The organism is Pleomorphomonas sp. NRK KF1, from assembly GCF_023721755.1.
GTDB lineage: Bacteria > Pseudomonadota > Alphaproteobacteria > Rhizobiales > Pleomorphomonadaceae > Pleomorphomonas.
Window position 1 is genome coordinate 155,929 of the sequence record NZ_JAMDLH010000008.1, and the last position, 17,522, is coordinate 173,450.

A 17,522-nucleotide genomic window follows, 5' to 3' on the forward strand; every position below is an offset into this window, starting at 1 on the left:
TCTCTGCGAAGGCCGCTTGCATTCGCGAGCGAATGCAAGGTGAACCTCAGGCAGGAAGAGGCGCTGAGGCTGATATCGGGCTCCCGTTGGTGATTGGGGGCCCTATATTGCCCCCTCGCTCGACCGTCCTGAGATCCTCTGCCTTCGCAGAGGAGGACAGCTTGATGGAGGTGGGAAACAGGTCGGCGGCGGGCGGCTCTCAGGCCGTAATCCGCTTGAGCCAGATGAGTCCGGATCAAGCGGAACGCGTATGACGGGACGCGGTCGGTGCGGAGCCGGAGACCCCGCCGCGATCGGTCTACCTGCCCGCGACGATCTCCCTCATGCGGACCATCGCCTCGGCCGGGAGCCGGCCTTGCCACACCGCCTCGACGTTGTCGCGGATCTGCGCCGCCGAGGTGAAGCCGGGGATGGGGATGGTCCGCTCGGAGGCGCCGAGCACCCACGCCAGCGCGCCTTGCGGCATGCTCCTGCCATCGGCAGTCAGCAGCGGCGCGATCTTGTCGAGGATGGCGAGATAGTCCTCGCTGGCGGCGCCGGCCTTGAAATACTTCACCCAGGGCGCCGAGCCGGCGCGCACGTCGGTGCCGCCCAGCGTGGCCTTGCGGCCGTACTTGCCGCCGAGCAAGCCCATGGCGAGCGGCATGCGCGCCAGGGAGTAGAGGCCGTGCTGGTCCACCAGGTCCAGCATTTCCGGGGCGGTGTCGAACACGTTGAGGTCGTGCTCCACCACCTTGAAGCCGGGGTAGTCGACCACGGCGGAGACCAGCGGCACGAAGTCGCAGCTCCAGCCATAACATGTCATCAGCCCCTCGGTCCGCATCGCCTCCAGAGCATCGAACACCGGGCGCGCCAGGTCGACCGCCAGGTCGTTGTGATGCAGCAGCACGACGTCGACCGACGACCGCCCGAGCCGCTTCAGCGAGCCTTCCACGCCCCGGCGGATGCCGGCGGGGCTGAGGTCGTCGGGGTGCTCGATGACGCGGGTGACGGGGTCGCCGATGTAGCCGCACTTGGTGACGATGACGACGTCGTCCTTGTCCTTCAGCGCCTCGCCGACGATCAGCTCGGAGTTGCCGGCGCCATAGGCGGCGGCGGTGTCGAAGAGCCGCATACCCAGGTCGTAGGCGAGGCGGATGCCGGCAATGGCGTCGTCGCGCGAGATCGACCCGTAGCTACTCGGCCCGCTCGGCCAGATCATCATCCCCCCGGCCGCCCAGGTGCCAAGGCCCATGCGCGGCACCACGGCGCCGTTCCAGAGCGTGATGGTCTCCACGGGGGTGGATGGGGTGAGCGTGTGTTGCGTGGACCGCATGGCAAATCTCCCTGATTGCCCTGCCGACATAAACGCAGGAGTGAAGCGATTTAAGTGTGCAGAAATGAACGACGGGGTGCAGGGATGAAGGATGGGGGGAGGGAGAGATGGCGGGAGGTCGAATTACCCGTGCAACTTCGCCGCTTCATAGTGAACAAAACCTCTGTGGCAATGTTCTTACCTTGTTCTTGGTTGTGCAATTGGTAATAGTGGCTGCATGGCCAACTCACTCACACCGCTTGCCTCCGGCGCCTTCAGCGATTTCGTCGACCTAAGTCGGACCTTTCACGAGCTGTCCCGTTCGGGGCGCGAGAATGATGACATCGACATGGGGCGAGCTTTCCAGGTTGGGGATCGGATCACATGGGCCAAGCTAATTACGCGTTACCGTGTTGTGATCTTGTCCGAAGCCGGCTCTGGAAAAACCCGTGAGATACGGCACACAACACAGATGCTACGCAAACAGGGCAAGGCCGCGTTCTTCCTTCGCCTCGAACACGTCGCTCACAATTTCGAGGACGCTTTTGAAGAAGGCACTGGCACATATGAGGAATTCGAGAGGTGGCGTGCCTCTGGTCGAGAAGGATGGCTGCTGCTCGATTCCGTTGATGAGGCACGGCTACGTGACCCCGGTGATTTTGAGCTTGCTATTCGTAAACTGGGTCGACTGGCCAACACAGCAAAAGACCGGACACATGTGATCATTACCGGGCGGACAAGCGCTTGGCGCGCTAAGTCGGATCTCGAAACCTGCGTCAAGGCGTTTCCGCCCCCCTCAGAATTAACTCGAGAGAAGTTTACCTCTGAATTTAGTGGTGAGTCAGAAAGCCTTTCTAAAGTAACTACAGAGGAGGTTGACGAAGAAACAACGTTTCTCGTCGTCTCACTCGATGATCTAAATACGTTACAAGTCGGTATTTTCGCTAAAGAAAAAGGCGTTGTCGACACTCAAGCATTCATCAATGCAATTGAACGCGCCGATGCATTTTCGTTCACTGCGCGACCTGAAGACTTGTCCGAGTTAATACAGTTTTGGATCGACCGTGGCAGAGTTGGTGGCCGTCTTGAAATGCTGCAAAACAGCATCGAGAGGCGACTTGAAGAGCGTGACCAGTCTCGACGCGATTACAGGCCGCTGGCGGCAGCAAGGGCACGAGAAGGGATCCGACTGGTTGCGGCTGCTGTGACCCTAACGGGCGTGCAAACCATCTGCGTTCCCGATGGCTCGCAGAATGGCTTAGGTTTGAGTATTCACCAGATTCTGCCGGAGTGGGACGATAGGGACCAGCTCACACTGCTTTCGCGGCCGATCTTTGACGAAGCAATCTATGGTACCGTCCGTTTTCATCATCGTTCAGTTCGCGAGTATTTGACGGCCGAATGGTTTGCCCAATTGTTGGCGAGGCAGACTTCGCGTCGCGCAATTGAGGGCCTATTCTTCCGTGAGCAATATGGCATCGCGATCGTTGTCCCAGCTCTCCGACCGGTTCTTCCCTGGCTTGCCCTTCTAGATGAGAAGATTTGCGATCGGGTCCGTGAATCTGCACCTGAGGTTTTTTTTGAAGGTGGCGATCCGGTTCGTCTTCCCTTGGACGCTCGCCGCCAAGTGCTGGTTGATATTTGCGAGCAGATCGCGGCGGGTGGTTCCGAACGCAGTGTGCATAGCTATGCAGCTGTACAGCGCTTTGCGAACTTGGATGTTGAGAAAGACATTGAGTATCTACTTTGGCGGTATGCTGAGAATAACGACATTCAAGCGTTTTTGCTCAGAATGGTCTGGCTTGGTGAGCTATCTTCACTTCGTTCTGTAGTCTTCGCGAAAGCGATCGACTCGTCGAACGAGAGGTATGTTCGTGTTTCAGCCTTTCGCGCTTTAGCGTCAGTCGGAAGCGCATCTGATCTTGCTTTGGTAAGACAAAGCTTCCTTGCTGAAGGCTTGGAACTCGATCGGGATTTGTTTGCTGAGCTTCTCAGGCGCTCCCGGCCTTCCTACGAGGTTATGCGCTGGATGCTAGCCTGCCTGCAAAAGCTAGCACCGAAGAGGCGTTACTCCCTCGATCCTGCTCCAACTTATTTGGCCGCTTTCATTCTCGATGCCGACACGACCCTACTGCCAGAAATAGCTGATGGCCTTAGTCAGCTATTGCGATTGCCGCCTGTGATCGAGCGGCGTCATTGTGAGGTTTCGGAGAAGAATCAGTGGTTACTTCCCGTGGCCGGAAAAGTTGTCGCTCGATTGATCCAGCAGCGCCATTTTGCAGCCCTTACTCCTCCTTCTCTGAAGATACTTAGGAGCATCGGAGCGGGACTTGGATATGAAATTCAGGATCTCCAAGATGCCAAGGTAGAACTTCAAGCTGGAGTCGCAGCGTGGGCTGAACTACGGCGCGCCTTAATATGGTTCGAAATCGAGGCCTCTCGCCAGTCATTGGACGAGAGAAAGGGAGAACGTCTGACCGAACACTGGCAGTCCTCGCTGTGGTGTAGTTTTGGCACTTTCGGATCCGATGATTTTGAATATTTTCTTGAACAGATGACCCAGCAACAGGGCGACAACAGATTGGTCGCTCTTTCAATAGCGTTCTCTATTTATGTCAACTCTGGCCGAACTGCTCGCTGGAGAGAAAAGCTCAAGCGTCGAGCGGCCAAGGATCCCACTCTTGATGAGCGGTTAAGTCAGTATCTCCACCCGCCCGCGCAGAGTGCTGAGCGGAGGCGCTCCAAACAGAGTGAGGCGCGGTGGAAGCGCGCGTCCGAACGGCGCCAGAAGAGTGAGGCGGCCTATCATGAAAAATGGAAGTCCTTCCTTGCCGATAAGCTAGATGAGATAAAAAGTTCGCAAGAACGGTCTCCTGGGCTTTTATCTCAAGCCATGCTCTATCTCTTTCAGGAAACGCGAGATGAGAATAAAGTAAACAATCGTTGGACGGAGTATAACTGGAGATCACTAATTGATCGATTTGGTGAGCCGGTGGCCATATTCTATCGGGACACCGCGGTTCGACATTGGCGCAATTTCCGTCCTCAACTTCGATCGGAGGGGTATCCCGCCAGCACTACTGCAACGTCTACTATCATTGGCCTTACTGGTCTTGAGATAGAAGCAGTCGAATCGGAGGGGCGTTGGCTTAGTAATCTTAGCGAAGAGGAAGTCGTCCAAGCTTGTCGGTTTGCGTCGTTTGAGTTGAATGGGTTTCCACTCTGGTTCCCAAGTTTATTTAACGTGTTCCCCAATATTGTCTCTACTTTTTTGATGCAAGAAATAGAATATGAAATTTCCACTGAGGAGGCTGATACCGATTCACACTACATTCTGAGCGACGTGAGCTGGTCGGCTCAATGGGCCTGGGACGAGCTAGGTCCCGCTATATTGAGATTGCTGCAAGAGCGCGAGCCAATTAACGCGGAGAATCTGAATAGACTACTTAAGGTTCTGCTGGGATCGACTGTACCTGACAGTGCGATAGCGGAGTTGGCGATTACTAAGTGCCAAACCGTTCAGACACTCAACAATCTGGCTCTTTGGTTCGCGGTGTGGTGTGGTCTCCAGCCCGGCCCAGCCATTTAGGCGCTTAAAGGTAAGCTTGGCAGCATCGATATCGCAGAGATGCGACTAGAATTGGTTATGAGATTTTTAAGTGGCCTTTGGGGCGGGCGACACGATGAGTCCATTAACGCTCGCGGTGCGTACCGTGAACCTGAACATCTTAAGGCGCTATATCTTCTGGTTCATGAGTACGTTCGGATAGAGGACGACGTTGAACGGGCGGGAACCGGGGTCTATTCTCCAAACTTACGTGATCACGCTCAGGAGGCACGCAATGCTTTGTTGAGCGCCTTGACTGAGATACCAGGAAAGCGGGCTTTTCTCTCCCTTATGGAGATTTCCCAGCTTCATCCGACCGAGACGATGCGGCCCCGGATACTGCAATATGCCAAACGTAAGGCTGAGCAGGATGGTGATCTGGTGGCTTGGAGGGCCGAGCAAGTTTTTAGTTTTGCATACAAGATTGAGCGGACCCCAAGCAATCACCGCGACTTGGCAGAGCTTGTCCACCTGCGTTTTTTGGATCTTAAGGATGATCTCGAAGATGGAGATTCCAGTGTGGCGTCTCTCTTGATGAGAAAGGAAGAAACCGAGGTACGAAAATACTTGGGACATGAGATGCGTGAGAGAGCAAACGGGCGCTATTCTGTGCCGCAAGAAGAGCAGCTTGCCGACGATAAAAGACCGGACCTTCGCTTTATGGGTATGGGATTCGATGGTCCGGTGCCAGTCGAACTGAAACTTGCCGAGAAATGGACAGGTCCTCAACTGTTTGAGAGATTGGAAAATCAACTTTGTGGCGATTACCTGCGTGATAATCGGTCAAACCGCGGCCTTTTCGTCTTGGTTTATACTGACGGAGAAGGCTGGAGGGTTCCTAACAGGGAGACCATGGTTGATTTCACGGGTTTGGTTCAAGCGTTGGCTGAGCATTGGCGCGCAATTTCAAGCCGCTTCCCCAATGTGGAAGATGTTTATGTTGTGGGCATCGACCTAACGAGAAGAGCTCAATAAGTCTCCCACGTCAAAGCCCCACCCCCTCGAACACAGGCTTGCCAAAGTAATACCCCTGGAAGAGATACGCCCCCATTTCCCTCAGCGTGTCGAACTCGGCCTCCGTTTCCACGCCTTCGCAGAGGGCGGTGATGCCGAGGTCGGCGAGCATGGCGAGGGTGTGGGCGACGATGGCGCGGCGGGCGGGGTTGGTGTCGATGGCTCGGATGAGGTCCATGTCGAGCTTGACGATGTCGGGCTGGAACTTGGCGAGCAGGCTGAGGCCGGCGTAGCCGGCGCCGAAGTCGTCGATGGCGGTCTTGAAGCCGATCTCGCGGTAGGTGGTGAGGATGCGGAGGAGGTGGGCGGTGTCGAGCGGCTCGTTTTCGGTGAACTCGAAGATGATGGCCTCGGGCGGGAAGCCGACGCGTTCGGCGGTTTCCAGCGTCTGGCGGATGCAGGCGCGCGGCTCGTAGACGGCGTTGGGCAGGAAGTTGATCGACAGCTTGGCGTCGCCGCCGGCCGGGAACAGGCGCGAGGCTAGCTCGATGGCCTTGACGCGGCATTGCTGGTCGAACCAGTAGCGGTTGTCGGCGTCCACCTTGGAGAGGATGCTGCCGGCGCCTTCGCCGGCCGTGCCGCGCACCAGCGCCTCGTGGCCGAAGATCGTGCCGGAGCGGGTGTCGACGATGGGCTGGAAGGCCATGGAAAAGGCGAGCGGGAACCCGCTGTCGCGCCGGCAGCCCTGACATCCTGTCTGCATGGTGGCCCCCATGGGCGAGCCTTCGCCCAGCTCCGTCTCGTCCATCCTTAGCCGGGCGGGGTTACGGCGGCGTAAAGCCGACAAAAACTGGAGGAAACGGCGGCGGATTGAACCGTTCGGCCGGCTCGCGCGTATGTCTGTCCGATGGAGGGCCGGCAAGCTTCGGTTGGCCGAGGTGCTCTATTGATTGGTTCAGGCAGCGTCCGGCGACCGGTTCCCGCCGCCGGAGGCGCCAACGACAGGAGAGGAGTATGCCATGACCTCACGCATCCTGATCGCCATGCTTGCGTCTCTCACGGCGGCGCCTACGCTGGCCGCCTCCGACGCCACGCTGTTCGGCCTGTGGGCGCGCGGCGACGGCAAGGCCAAGGTGAAGGTGGAGCGCTGCGGCGACAACATCTGCGCCACCAACACCTGGGTGCGCCAGGGCACCAAGGGCGAGAAGGCCGGTGACATCCTGGTGATGTCGGTCAAGCCCGAGCAGCCCGGCCAGTGGTCCGGCACCGCCTTCGACCGCCAGCGCGACCTCACCTATCGCATGACGCTGAAGGTGGGCGAGACGCGGATGATCACCGAGGGTTGCGTTCTCGCCGGCATCGTCTGCAAGGAGATGGCCTGGACGCGGCTGGCGGGGGAGTGAGCGGGCGGGAGCTGCCGCTCCCACCGAGCTCCCGCTTGGTGGTCACGCCGCCAGATCGGCCGGCCGGTAGAGAAGGGACTGCCCGTCCGCGAAAATGTGGACCTTGGACGGGTCAGCCGACAGGCCGACCAACGCGCCGCGCAGCTCCTTGTGCGAGCCGCCCAGCTTGGCAATCACCGGCGCCTCGCCGTCCCGCGCCTCGAAGTAGAGCAGGGTCACTTCACCCAGCGCTTCCGTGATCTTCACCTTGCCCCGGAAGGCCGCTTCGCCATCGGTCACGCGGCAGTCTTCCGGCCGGATGCCGACATTGACGCGCTTGCCGAGGTCGCCGTCCCGCGTGGCGACGGCGGACTGGATGGCGCCGCCGGCATCCAGCCTGACCGTGGTCATGCTGCCCGTGCCGGTGATTTCGCCGGAGAGCAGGTTCATGGACGGCGAGCCGATGAACTGGGCGACGAACTCGCTGTTCGGCGTCTCGTAGAGTTCGAGCGGCGTGCCTACCTGGGCAATGCCCTTGTCGGCCAGAACGACGATGCGGCTGGCCAGCGTCATGGCCTCCACCTGATCGTGCGTCACGTAGATCATGGTGCTCTTGGGCATCGATTCCTTGAGCTGGGCGATCTCGATGCGCGTCGCCACGCGCAAGGCGGCGTCGAGGTTGGAGAGCGGTTCGTCGAACAGGTAGACCTTGGGGTCGCGGACGATGGCGCGGCCGATGGCAACCCGCTGCCGCTGCCCGCCCGACAGCGCCTTCGGCAGGCGGTCGAGATAGGGTTCGAGCTGCAGGATCTTGGCGGCGTGCTCGACGGCGCGGGCGATCTCCGCCTTGGGCTTCCGGGCGATTTTGAGCGCAAAGCTCATGTTCTCGCGCACCGTCATATGCGGATAGAGCGCATAGGACTGGAAGACCATGGCAATGCCGCGCTGGGCGGGCGGCACGTCGTTGACGCGCTGCCCGTCGATCTCAAGCGTGCCGCCGGTGATCTTCTCCAGGCCGGCGATCATGCGCAGCAAGGTCGACTTGCCGCAGCCCGACGGGCCGACGAAGACGATGAGCTCGCCCTGCTCGATTTCGAGGTTGATGTCGTTCAATACGCGAACGGTTCCGCCATAGGACTTTTCGATCCCGGTCAGCTTGAGGCTCGTCATCGTCCCCCCAACTATGCTCGAGTTGCCAGAAATGCCTGCCAGGGCTCAAGCCGGACATCACTGCCGGACACCATGGCGGCGTCACCGAATTCACCGCCGACCGGACGCCAGTCGCCTTCCGGCAAGAGGATCTCTCTCGGCGTCTCACCGAGGTTGAAGGCGCAGAAGATGTCGCCCGCCGGCCCGCGACGGACGAAGCGCAGCACGTCGCCGTCGGCGACCAGATCGTCCATCGTGCCGTTCCGCAGCGCCGGGAACCGACGACGCAGCGCGATCGCCCGCCGGTAGTGATGAAGAAGGGCGGTGGCGTCGGCTTCCTGCGCGGCGACCGAGCTGGGAAGATGCGCCTTCGGAACCGGGAGCCAGGGCGTCGCCGTGCTGAAGCCGGCGCCGGTGTCGGTCGTCCAGGCCATGGGCGTGCGGCAGCCGTCGCGTCCCTTGTATTCGGGCCAGAACTCCAGGCCGGCCGGGTCGCGCACCTGATCCAGCGTCAGCTCGGCTTCCGGCAGTCCGAGCTCTTCGCCCTGATAGAGGCAGGCCGAGCCCTTGAGGGCCATGAGCAGCGTGACATAGGTGCGCAGGGCGGCCGGCGACAGGCCCCAGCGCGTGCCATGACGGACGACGTCGTGGTTGGAGTAGGCCCAGCAGGCCCAGGCGTCGGGGGAGTAGCCGTCGAGCTTGTCGAAGACGGTTTTCACCAGCTGGGCGGTCACGCGGCCGGCGTCGAGAAACTCGAAGGCGTAGCACATGTGGGCGCGGTCGCCTCCGGCCGTGTACTCGGCCAGGATCTCCAGCCCCCTTTGCGCGTCGCTGATCTCGCCGACGCAGGCCCGCGCGCCGTAGCCATCCATCAGCGCGCGCAAGCGCTTGAGAAAGCCCTGGTTCTCCGGGCGGTTCTTGGAGTAGATGTGTTCCTGGTGATTGTAGGGATTGACCTTGGGCGCGACGGAGGCATTCCGCCTTTCCGGGGCCAGCGGCGGATTGTTCCTCAGTTCGGCGTCGTGGAAGTAATAGTTGATGGTATCCAGCCGAAAGCCGTCGACGCCGCGATCGAGCCAGAAGCGCACGACGTCGAGAACGGCGTCCTGAACGGCCGGTTCGTGGTAGTTGAGGTCCGGCTGGCTGGTCAGGAAGTTGTGCAGGTAATACTGCTCGCGCCGGGTGTCCCACTGCCAGGCCGGCCCGCCGAAAATCGACAGCCAGTTGGTGGGCGGCGTTCCGTCGTCCCTGGCATCCGCCCAGACGTACCAGTTGGCCTTGGCGTTGTCGCGGCTGGCCCGGCTTTCCTTGAACCAAGCATGCTGATCGCTGGTGTGGCTGAGGACCAGGTCGATCAACACGCGAATGCCGAGGGCATGGGCGCGGCTCAGCAGGGCGTCGAAGTCGGCCAACTGCCCGAAAAGCGGATCGACATCGCAGTAGTCGCTGATGTCGTAGCCGAAGTCCTTCATCGGGGAGGTGAAGAAGGGGGAGATCCAGATGGCGTCGACGCCCAGCGAGGCGACATGGGGAAGGCGTTCGGTGATGCCCTTGAGGTCGCCGACGCCGTCGCCGTCGCTGTCCTGAAAACTGCGCGGATAGATCTGATAGATGACGGCGCCGCGCCACCAGTCGCGGTCGTTTTCAAGCTTTGCCACAGAATTGAGCGGGGTCACGACGTTCATACCAGTCCCTTGTCCACTATTTCACAGATCCGGCCAGCATGCCGCGCACCAGATATCTCTGCATCGAGAAGAATACGGCGAGCGGAACGGCAATCGACACGAAAGCGCTGCTTGCGAGAATTTCCCAGTTGCCGCCGCGCGTGCCCAGCAACTCGACGATATGCTTCGTCATCACGGTAGTGTCGCCGGAGCTGTCGATCAGGAAGACCATGGCGACCAGAAGGTCGTTCCAGGTCCACAGGAACTGGAAGATGGCGAAGCTCGCCAGCGCGGGGTAGGACAGCGGCAGAATGATCCTGGCGAAGATCTCGAACTCCGTCGCCCCGTCGACGCGCGCGTTCTCGATGATGTCGCGCGGCAGGCCGGCCATGTAGTTGCGAAGGAGATAGATCGCCATCGGCATGCCGAAGCCGGTGTGGGCGAGCCAGGCGCCGATGTAGCCCTTGCCGATGCCGATCTCGTTGTGCAGCCTGAGGAGCGGAATGAGCGCCAGCTGCAGGGGCACGACCAGAAGCGCCACCACCGCCGCGATGATCAGGCTTCGGCCGGGAAACTCCATCCACGCCAGCGCGTAGGCGGCGAAGGCCGCCACGAGAATGGGGATGATGGTGGCGGGAATGGTGACGGTGAGCGTGTTGTAGAACGCCTTGGCAATGCCGTCGACATTGCCCTCTTCAAAGAGAATGCCGCGGTAGTTCTCGAAGGAAAAGCTCGGCGGCACGGTGGCGGTGACGAAGACGCGCTGGCCGCGCGCGCCGGTGAACACCTTGTCGCTGGTCATGCGGTAGGCGCCATCGGCGTCGACGCTGAGGGTTCCGCCATCGCGCAGGCTGACGCTGTCGCCCGGCTTGTTGGCGCCAATGTCGTTCGAGGAGGTGCCCCAGGCGGAGATCGTCATCGTCTGGCCCGGTTCGAACAACTGGCCCTCGATCACATACTGGCCGTCGATCTGGCGCTGGGCCTGCGCGTCCGCCGTTCTCAGCGTCAGCGTCTGCTCCTGCGGAAACAGCGCATCCCACCATCCGCTCGTCGCGATCTGGTCCGCCGTCCGGAAGGACGACACCAGCAGGCCGAGCGTCGGCAGGGACCACAGGATGACCAGGAGCGCCGCCGAGATGTGAACCGCCCAGGTCAGGGCGCTCTTGCGCCCCGCGATATGTTCCATCACCGCATCTCCTTGCGCGCGTTGCGAACGTTCCAGACGAGGATCGGCGTCACCAGCAGCATGATGACCATGGCGCTTGCCGAGCCCACGCCCCAGTCGTTGGCGCGAAAGAGCTTGTCGTACATGTAGTTGGCAAGAACCTGGGTTTCCCACTGGCCGTTGGTCATCGCGAAGACGATGTCGAAGATCTTCAGGACGATGATCGTGATCGTGGTCCACACCACCACGATGGTGCCCATGATCTGCGGCGCCTTGATGCGGAAGAAGACCTGCAGCGGGTTGGCGCCGTCGATGATCGCCGCCTCGACCGTCTCCTCGGGAATGCCCCGGAGCGCCGCCGACAGGATGACCATGGCAAAGCCGGTCTGAATCCAGATCAGGACGGCCATGAGAAAGAAGTTGTTCCAGAAGGGCAGCGTCAGCCAGTGCTGCGGAGTGTCGCCGCCGAAGAACAGATAGACGGCGTTGAGAATGCCGATCTGCTCGGTTCCCTCCGGACGCGCGTCGTAAACGAGCTTCCAGATGACCGACGCGCCGACGAAGGATATGGCCATCGGCATGAAGATCAAGGACTTGGCGATGTTGCCCCAACGGATGCGATCGGTCAGCTGGGCGGCCAGAAGGCCGAAGGCGGTGGACGCCGCCGGCACGATCACCAGCCAGAGCATGTTGTTGCGGATGGATTCCCAGAACTTCGGCTCGGACAGCATCTGGCCGTAGTTGGCAAGCCCTGCCCATTCCTCTCCGCTGCCGACGCGCCGGGTGACCGACAGCCACAGCGTCGCGACGACGGGATAGGCGAGATAGACGCCCAGGACGAACAGCGCGGGAAACAGGAACAACCACGGCCGGATCATGTTGGCGCGGTTGATGTTGCGGCCGGCGTGGACGCCGCGGGCTGGGAAAATGACCTTATCGAGCAACAGGTTCGACAGGTAGAAGTAGGCGGTACACGCTCCGACCGCGACCACGATGGCGACAATGCCGAGTAAAGCCGGGTGCATTGCGCCCTCCCAACACCGGTATCACTGAACTTCAGGCCGAACCCCCTCCCGGCCGGGGCCGGGAGAGGGCGTTTCGGGAGAGGTTCTTACTTGAGGTTCTTCCAGCTGGCCTGGATCTCGTCGGCGGCCTGTTCGGCCGTCTTGGCGCCGGATGTGTAGTCGACCATCCCGGTCCAGAACGTGCCGGCGCCGACAGCGCCCGGCATCTGGTCCGAGCCGTCGAAGCGGAACGTCGTGGCGTTGAGCAGGATGTCGTTCATCTTCCTGACTTCGTCGTTGGGGAATTTGGCCTTGTCCACGCTCTTCAACGGCGTCAGGAAACCGCCCCGCGCCATCCAGATCTCGTGGGCTTCCGGCGTCTCCAGGAACTTGATGAAGTCGCGCGCTTCCGGGCTGTCCTTGGTGATCACCGCCATGGTGCCGGCGCCGAGAACCGGCGAGCCGAGGTCCTTGCTGGCGTAGGACGGGAAGTAGAAGAAGTCCGCATCGACGCCCACTTTCGTCCCTTCGGGGAAGAAGGTGGGAATGAAGGACGCCTGCCGGTGCATGTAGCACTGCGGGGGCGAGGTGAAGAGGCTCTTCGGCGAGTCGCGGAAGTCCGTCGACGAGACGGCGCCGACGCCGCCGGAGACGTATTTCTCGTTGCGGGCGAAGCTGCCGTATTCCTCGATGGCCGCCACGATCCGCGGATCGTTGAACGGGATCTTGTTGGACACCCAGCCGTCATAGACCTCGGGCGGCTGCATGCGCAGCAGCAGATCCTCGACCCAGTCGGTCGCCGGCCAGCCGGTCGCCGCGCCGGAGCCGAGCCCGATGCACCAGGGCGTCTTGCCGTCGGCGACCATCTTGTCGCTCAGCGCCTTGAGTTCCTCCATCGTGGTGGGGACCTCGTATCCGGCGTCTTCGAAGTTCTCAGGCGAGTACCAGACCAGCGACTTGAGGTCGACGCGGTAGAACAGCCCGTAAAGGTGCTTCTGCCCGGTCTGGTCGGGGAAGCTTCCGAGGTCGGCCCAGGACTGGCCTGCGGCGTAGTTGTCCTTCACCCAGTCGGCCGTTCCCTCGGGAAGCGGGGTCAGCGCGCCCCGCTTGGCGAGGTCGGCGGCAAGGCCGGGCTGCGGAACGAAGGTGATGTTGGGCGCCGATCCCGCTTCCACGTCGATGATGATCTGCTGCTCCATGCTGTCGGAGCCGACGTAGGAATACGCGTGACCGGTGGCCTTCGAATAGGCGTCGAGCATGGCCTCCAGCGACTTCTGGTCCTCGCCCAGCCAGCCGCCGAGGACGGTGAGCTGTTCGGCATGCGCCGCGCCGGCGGACATCGCAAGGCAAGCGATGCCGGCCATCAGATGGCTTTTCATGACTCCCTCCCAGGTTCCCATAAGACAAAGCGCTGACCGAATTTGAAAGCGCTTTCGAATTGACCTATAGCGACATCTGCGGGGTATCGTCAAGAAGGGCGTTCCCATATTGTGGGGATTTTGCTACAATCTCATTGAAAACGCTTGATATTAGGCTCCTGATTGTTTCGGCTTGTTCGTCGCTGGCAAGGGAATCCATGTCAGGGTGAGGCTCGGATTTCGAAAGCGGTTTAAAATGACGATGACCTTGAAGGAGTTTTCCAAGACAATCGGCATGTCGCAGACGACCGTCAGCCGCGCCTTGGGCGGCTATCCCGAGGTCAACGAGGCGACCCGGCGGAAAATTCGCGAGGCGGCGGAGCAGTACAACTATCACCCGAACAGCCGTGCCACCGGGCTGGCGACCGGCCGGTCGATGATGATCGGGCACATTCTGGCGACGAGGACGCGCCACGAGATGGTCAATCCGATCTTCGGCGATTTCGTTGCCAGCGCGTCGAAAACCTATGCCGAGTATGGCTACGACATGATGTTCACCCGGGTGGAGGACGGCAACGAGGAGGCGTCGTATCTGAAGCTCAAGGCAAGGCAGGTGCTGGACGGCCTGGTCGTTCAGGGACCGACCGTCAAGGATGCCCATATCCCCATCCTGAAGAAGATCGGGATCCCCTTCGTGGTCCACGGCCGATCGAGCGAGCTGACGGAGTCCTACTCCTGGGTGGACGTCAACAACCGGGCGGCCTTCAAGCGGGCGACCCAGTTCCTGATCGATCTCGGGCACCGCCGCATCGGCCTGATCAACGGCCTCGAGCACATGGACTACGCCTTCCGCCGCCGCGAGGGCTACACGGAAGCCTTGCTGGAGTCGGGCATCGAGGTGGACCCCGCGCTGATGAGCTGCGACGAGATGACCGAGGCTTTCGGCTATCAGCGCGCGCAGCAGATGCTGCAAACCGACGCGCCGCCAACCGCCTTCGTCGTGTCGTCGCTCATTTCCGCCTTTGGCGTGCGGCGGGCGGCCGAGCAGCGCGGGTTGGTTCTCGGCAAGGACTTCTCGGTCGTCTGCCACGACGACGATCTGTCCTATTTCGAAAATGGCCGGGACGTGCCGATCTTCACCTCCACCAGGTCGTCGGTGCGCGAGGCGGGCCGGCTTCTGGCCGAGCTGCTGATCGAGAAGATATCGAACCCCAAGATGAAGGACCGGCACATCCTTCTGGAGGCGGCCCTGGTTGTCGGCACATCGACGGGGCCGGCGCCTTCGGCGGGATGAGTGGCGGGCCGGTCGCGCCTTACGGGCGAGAGAGCGCTTCCAGCTCGTCGTTCTCGTGGACGAAGCGGCCCGCTTCCTCGCGGCCGACGAGGGCGACGATGGCGTCGGCCACCGTTTCGGCGCGGATGCCGGCGTAGCGGCTGAGCGGGCCGGTCATGACCGGGGCGAGCACCTCGAACACGCGCTGGCCGATCGCCTCCATCGGCCGCTGCTCGCGGCGCTCGCCGATCAGCATGCCGGGCCGGATCAGGTCGACGCGGGCAAAGCCGAGGTCGGTCACCGCCTGCTCGATGGCGCCCTTGGTCCTGAGGTAGAAGCCGGGGCCGCCGGCGCCGACCGAGGTGACCAGGATGAACTGCCGCGCGCCGAGCGCCCGCGCGCCCTGCGCCACCGCCTGCACATAGTCGTGGTCGACGCGGAACATGGCGTCTTCCGAGCCGGCGGCGCGGATGGTGGTGCCGAGGCAGGAGATGCCGACGTCGATGCCCTCGGGCGCCAGCGGGCCGAGCACGGCGGCCGGCGCCTCGGCCAGCCGCTCGAACTCCACCTCGTGGCCGCCGGCCGGCGAACCGGGGCGGACAAGGCTGGTGGCGCTGATATCGAGGCGCGAGGCGAGGCGGCTGCGCACAAGGCTGCCGACCAGGCCGGTGCCGCCGGCGAGAAGCACGCGTAGGGTCATGCGAAGATCTCCCTCAGCGCTAGATGGTAAGCGGCCAGGGTTGTGCAAGGCTGATCTTTGGAAGGGGCGGGGCCGCGCCGGCGGCCCCATCCTGGTTCAGGGCCGCAGCAGAACCTTGCCGGCCTTGCCCGAGGCGAGCGAGGCGGCGACGGCGTCCTTGATGCGGTCGAGCCCGAAGACGGCCTCCACCGGCAGCTTGAGTTCGCCCGAGGCGACCAGCCGCATCAGCTCGCCGATCAGCGCGGCGCGCTTGTCCGGCGCCATGGCGGCGCTGACCTTGGAACCCCAGAAGCCCTTGACGACCGCCTGCTTGAAGATGGTGGCGCCCGAGGGAATGCGCATCGGCTCGCCGGCCATGCTGCCGAAGGAGACGAGCAGGCCGTTGTCGCCAAGGAGGTGCATCAGGTCGCCGCTGGCGTCGCCGCCGATGGAATCCACCGCCGCGCGGATCGGCGCGCCGCCGGTGATCTCGGTGACGCGCTCCTTCCAGCCGTCCGAGGCGGTGGAAACGGCGTTGGCGATGCCGAGGGCGGCCAGTTCGTCGACGCCTTCGTCGCGGCGGACGAGGTTGACGACGTGGATGCCGCGCGCCTTGGCCAGCATGGCCAGCGTCTTGCCGACGGCGCCGTTGGCGGTGTTCTGGATCACCCAGTCACCTTTGTCGACGCCGAGGAAGTCGAGGAGCGTGATGGCGCTGAAGGGCATGGCGATGAGCTGGGCGGCGGCCTCGTCGGGGATGGCGTCGGGCAGCGGAACGAGGCTGGCGGCCGGGGCGAGGAAAAATTCGGCCCAGGTCTCGTGAACGCCGGCCGCCGCCACGCGGGCGCCGGGCGCGATGCCGGTGACGCCGGGGCCGAGCGCCTCGACGATGCCCACCGCCTCGCTGCCGCCGATGGCCGGCAGATCGGGCTTGTAGCCATACTGGCCGCGCACGGTCCAGAGGTCATGGTTATGGATGGGCGACCGGATCGTCCTGATCCGCACCTGCCCCTCGCCCGGCTCGGGCATGGGGCTGTCGGCCGGCGTCAGAACCTCGGCCGGGTCGCCGAAGCTGCGGTGAAGTGCGCTCAACATGCGTTTGTCCTCGAAAGATGGGTCAGGCCTGCGTCTGCCATTCGGCCAGCGGGAAAAGGCGGTCGTAGGCCCAATTGAACACGAAGGCGTAGGCCATGTAGAAGGCCGCAAACGAGATATCCATCATCAACGCCTGCCACAGAGATATGCCGAGATAGACGGCAATAAAGGGCATCAGCACGGCCAGCAGGCCGGCCTCGAAGAGGATGGCGTGGAACACGCGCATCACCGTGCCCTTGGCGGTGTTGCCGCGCGCGGCGCGGAGGCCCAGGTCGAACAGGTAGTTGTAGACAAGGTTCCACAGCGTGGCCACCACGGCGATGATGGCGCTGAGCACGCCGATGTCCAGCATCGGCTGGCTGAAGGCCAGCGCCCCCAGCGGCGTGACCAGCGCCAGCCCGATGATCTCGAAGCTGACGACATGACGGATACGGTCAGGCAAAGAACGCATGCAACCTCCTGGTGCCGGGTGGGCGGAGGTCGCCCTCGCGTGAGTGGGGAAGGATATATACGGACGCGGCGGGGCGCAATGTGGGGCGGGGATATCGGCGCGCCGTTGGTTCGGGGAGCTTGATATGGGCCGCAGTGATTTTGCGTCCTGAGGTCCTCGCCTTCGCGAGGATGACAGGAAATTGATATTAAACAAGGGGATAGGCGTTTCGCGTGGGTGAGGTGAGTGTTGCCTTCCATTGGGGAAGGCAAACGGGCCACTGGGTTCGTGAGCGGCTTATCCCCCTGTTCCATCTATATAATTTCGTCATCCTGCGCGAAGGCGCAGGACCTCGGGCAGGAAAGGGCAGGAGGTTGATATCGGGCGCCGTTGGTTCAGGGAGCTTAATATGGGCCGATGTGCCATCTCGTCCTGAGGTCCTCGCCTGCGCGAGGATGACAGGAGATT

At 62.1% G+C, this 17,522-nt stretch carries 14 protein-coding genes; 4 read left to right on the forward strand and 10 right to left on the reverse strand.

Annotation, left to right across the window (positions count from 1 at the left end; all coding sequences use genetic code 11):
• Positions 1-298 precede the first annotated feature (298 nt).
• On the reverse strand, positions 299-1,315 hold the full coding sequence (locus M4J39_RS19230; protein WP_251730102.1) for an aldo/keto reductase: 1,017 nt from the start codon (positions 1,313-1,315) through the stop codon (positions 299-301).
• Between the two features lie 217 nt (positions 1,316-1,532).
• On the opposite strand from M4J39_RS19230, the gene M4J39_RS19235 reads away from it, so the two are divergent.
• Together M4J39_RS19235 and M4J39_RS19240 are read left to right on the forward strand one after the other, a co-directional pair.
• The gene (locus M4J39_RS19235) at positions 1,533-4,883 is read left to right on the forward strand and encodes an NACHT domain-containing NTPase (RefSeq protein ID WP_251730103.1); all 3,351 of its coding nucleotides are present in this window, start codon (positions 1,533-1,535) and stop codon (positions 4,881-4,883) included.
• 261 nt (positions 4,884-5,144) lie between these two features.
• On the forward strand, positions 5,145-5,876 hold the full coding sequence (locus tag M4J39_RS19240) for a hypothetical protein (RefSeq protein WP_251730104.1): 732 nt from the start codon (positions 5,145-5,147) through the stop codon (positions 5,874-5,876).
• A 10-nt stretch (positions 5,877-5,886) separates the two neighbouring features.
• On the opposite strand, the gene M4J39_RS19245 is transcribed toward M4J39_RS19240, so the two are convergent.
• The gene (locus M4J39_RS19245; protein ID WP_251730105.1) at positions 5,887-6,618 is read right to left on the reverse strand and encodes an EAL domain-containing protein; all 732 of its coding nucleotides are present in this window, start codon (positions 6,616-6,618) and stop codon (positions 5,887-5,889) included.
• 256 nt (positions 6,619-6,874) lie between these two features.
• Here M4J39_RS19245 and M4J39_RS19250 point away from each other — a divergent pair, with 256 nt between their 5' ends.
• Positions 6,875-7,258 (forward strand): DUF2147 domain-containing protein, encoded by a 384-nt coding sequence (locus M4J39_RS19250; protein WP_251730106.1) that lies wholly within the window; start codon positions 6,875-6,877, stop codon positions 7,256-7,258.
• Between the two features lie 42 nt (positions 7,259-7,300).
• On the opposite strand, the gene M4J39_RS19255 is transcribed toward M4J39_RS19250, so the two are convergent.
• The 5 genes from M4J39_RS19255 to M4J39_RS19275 form a co-directional block, all read right to left on the reverse strand.
• Positions 7,301-8,407: an ABC transporter ATP-binding protein gene (locus M4J39_RS19255; protein ID WP_251730107.1), complete on the reverse strand. Its 1,107-nt coding sequence runs from the start codon at positions 8,405-8,407 to the stop codon at positions 7,301-7,303.
• Positions 8,408-8,418: 11 nt separating this feature from the next.
• Positions 8,419-10,071 carry an alpha-amylase family glycosyl hydrolase gene (locus M4J39_RS19260; protein WP_251730108.1) on the reverse strand — a complete coding sequence of 551 codons (1,653 nt, stop codon included), beginning with the start codon at positions 10,069-10,071 and terminating at the stop codon, positions 8,419-8,421.
• A gap of 16 nt (positions 10,072-10,087) precedes the next feature.
• Positions 10,088-11,236 (reverse strand): carbohydrate ABC transporter permease, encoded by a 1,149-nt coding sequence (locus M4J39_RS19265; RefSeq protein ID WP_251730109.1) that lies wholly within the window; start codon positions 11,234-11,236, stop codon positions 10,088-10,090.
• The gene (locus M4J39_RS19270; RefSeq protein WP_251730110.1) at positions 11,236-12,240 is read right to left on the reverse strand and encodes a carbohydrate ABC transporter permease; all 1,005 of its coding nucleotides are present in this window, start codon (positions 12,238-12,240) and stop codon (positions 11,236-11,238) included. Before M4J39_RS19270 ends, M4J39_RS19265 begins: the two co-directional genes overlap by 1 nt.
• Positions 12,241-12,326: 86 nt before the next feature.
• Positions 12,327-13,598, reverse strand: coding sequence for an ABC transporter substrate-binding protein (locus tag M4J39_RS19275; protein WP_251730111.1), 1,272 nt, complete (start codon positions 13,596-13,598; stop codon positions 12,327-12,329).
• A gap of 235 nt (positions 13,599-13,833) precedes the next feature.
• On the opposite strand from M4J39_RS19275, the gene M4J39_RS19280 reads away from it, so the two are divergent.
• Entirely contained in the window at positions 13,834-14,871 is a 1,038-nt protein-coding gene (locus M4J39_RS19280) for a LacI family DNA-binding transcriptional regulator (protein WP_251730112.1), read from the forward strand.
• Between the two features lie 19 nt (positions 14,872-14,890).
• Here the strand turns inward: M4J39_RS19280 and M4J39_RS19285 are convergent, their stop codons facing one another.
• From M4J39_RS19285 to M4J39_RS19295, 3 genes are all read right to left on the reverse strand, one after another.
• Positions 14,891-15,550, reverse strand: coding sequence for a hypothetical protein (locus tag M4J39_RS19285; protein ID WP_251730113.1), 660 nt, complete (start codon positions 15,548-15,550; stop codon positions 14,891-14,893).
• Positions 15,551-15,646: 96 nt separating this feature from the next.
• Positions 15,647-16,624, reverse strand: a complete 978-nt coding sequence (locus M4J39_RS19290) for a zinc-binding dehydrogenase (protein WP_251730114.1) — start codon at positions 16,622-16,624, stop codon at positions 15,647-15,649.
• A gap of 22 nt (positions 16,625-16,646) precedes the next feature.
• Complete coding sequence (locus tag M4J39_RS19295; RefSeq protein ID WP_251730115.1) at positions 16,647-17,075, reverse strand: PACE efflux transporter; 429 nt, start codon at positions 17,073-17,075, stop codon at positions 16,647-16,649.
• Between the last annotated feature and the right edge of the window lie 447 nt (positions 17,076-17,522).